This window comes from Variovorax sp. P4_D9 (genome assembly GCF_056401695.1).
The window spans coordinates 1-1,776 of record NZ_JBFUIU010001297.1; the positions used below are offsets into that span (position 1 = coordinate 1).

A 1,776-nucleotide genomic window follows, 5' to 3' on the forward strand; every position below is an offset into this window, starting at 1 on the left:
GCTGAAGATCTCCGCGCCGTTGTCGCTGGTGAACATCACGATGGTGTTGTCCGCGATGCCCTCGTCGTCGAGCTTCTGCAGGATTTCGCCGACCACCCAGTCGAGCTCCATCATTGCGTCGGCGTACAGGCCGAAGCCGCTCTTATCCTTCCATTTCTCCGACAGATGCGTCCAGACATGGCAGCGCGTCAGGAAGAAGGGCTTGTCGGCCTTCACCGAGCGGTCGATGAAGTCGAGCGAACGCCGCACCGGTTCGGCGTCCACATCCTCTATGCTGAACCTGGCCGCCGAACCATGCCCGGATGCGGCGGCAGCGGTCCGGCATCGATGATCTTCTGCTTGCCGACCCGCCCCCAGCGGGGCTCCTCGGTCGGGTCGTCGACATCGGTGGCAAAGGACTCGATGATGTTGCGCGGGCCGAACTGCTCGTGACAGCCGGGCGCCTTCGGGTACTCGCCGTCGTAGGGCTCCTCCATCGCTTTGAGGYGGTACAGGATGCCGTAGAACTCGTCGAAGCCATGCACCGTGGGCAGGTATTCGTTGCGGTCGCCCAGGTGGTTCTTGCCGATCTGCGCCGTGGCGTAGCCCAGCGGCTTGAGCAGCTCGGCGATCGTCGGGTCCTTGTCCGGTGCGAAACGGCGTCTGGCCCAGGATGAAGGCGGCCCGCCCCGCGGTGCAGGACTGCTGACCGTAGTAGTCGGTGAACAGCGCGCCTTCCTTGGCGAGGCGGTCTAATGTTGGGCGTGCTACCGCCCATCATTCCGCGGTGATAGGCGCTCAGGTTCCAGATGCCGACGTCGTCGGCCATGATCATGACGCGATGTTGGGCGCCTTGTCGACCATGCGCATCTCCGGTTGGACCGATTTCGCGGCACCATCCTGACAGGCGTAGCGGAGGCTGCAAATAGGCCGACGGGCAACCGCCTTGCCCCAAAGGGCAGCGCCCCGATGTCTCGCTCCGGCACATGGACGGGGGCTGCCCTTTCGGGCAGTCCGATTGCCCTCCTTCCCGATTCCCTTCGCGTGACTTCCGACTGATCATGACTCGGCACATCGTCATGGGGGTGCACGACTCGACGTCTTCGCGGTGTCCGGCCGGTGACAGCACCCTGGCACGTACAAGTTGTCGCGGTGCGCGAAAAAGAGGGTCTCGCAGGGTTTTTCAACGTAACAAGGATCAACCATGAAACTCAACAAGCTCAGCCTCGCTCTTTGCGCGCTCGTCCTCGCGACGGGATGCGTGAGTAAGGGCACCTACAACACCGAAGTTCAAAAGGCGAACAGCTACGCCGCGCTCAACACGCAGCTGTCGGGCGAACTGAGCGCCGACCAGGCACAGATCACGCAGATGCAGAACGAGCTCAAGGTGACGATGGTCAACGAGATCCTGTTCCCCGAAGGTGGCTACCGCCTCAGCCCCAAGGGTGAAGCGACCCTTGCGAAGATTGCGCCCACCCTGTCCAACCTGCCGGGCCAGCAGATCATCGTCCAGGGCTTCACGGACAACGAGCCGATCGGGCCGGAACTCATGCGACGCTTCCCCTCCAACCTCGAGCTGTCGTCCGCGCGCGCGGACGACGTCGCGCGCTATCTGACGTCGAAGGGTGTGCCATCGGCGACGATCTCCGCACAAGGCTTCGGCGACGCCCGGCCTGTGGCGAGCAACGCCACGCCGCAGGGCAAGGCGAAGAACCGTCGCGTCGTGATCGTCATCTCGGCGGCCAACCGACCCTGACCTGGGCGTCGACCGGCCTCACATGATCGCCCGTCAAGCCG

3 protein-coding genes are annotated in these 1,776 nt (G+C 63.9%); 1 reads left to right on the forward strand and 2 read right to left on the reverse strand.

Translation table 11 applies throughout. The features are described 5' to 3' along the window. Together AC1DY5_RS54155 and AC1DY5_RS54160 are read right to left on the reverse strand one after the other, a co-directional pair. On the reverse strand, positions 1-264 hold a 264-nt coding region (locus AC1DY5_RS54155), incomplete at its 3' end, for a sulfatase-like hydrolase/transferase (protein WP_478122444.1). A 5-nt stretch (positions 265-269) separates the two neighbouring features. Next, positions 270-611, reverse strand: a complete 342-nt coding sequence (locus AC1DY5_RS54160) for a hypothetical protein (protein ID WP_478122446.1) — start codon at positions 609-611, stop codon at positions 270-272. A gap of 572 nt (positions 612-1,183) precedes the next feature. Between AC1DY5_RS54160 and AC1DY5_RS54165 the strand changes: the two genes are divergently transcribed. Continuing rightward, positions 1,184-1,735 (forward strand): OmpA/MotB family protein, encoded by a 552-nt coding sequence (locus tag AC1DY5_RS54165; protein ID WP_478122445.1) that lies wholly within the window; start codon positions 1,184-1,186, stop codon positions 1,733-1,735. The last annotated feature ends 41 nt before the right edge of the window (positions 1,736-1,776 follow it).

Excerpts from the sequence above, each read along its gene's own strand:
- AC1DY5_RS54165 (WP_478122445.1), top strand. The coding sequence starts at position 1,184 with ATGAAACTCAACAAGCTCAGCCTCGCTCTTTGCGCGCTCGTCCTCGCG.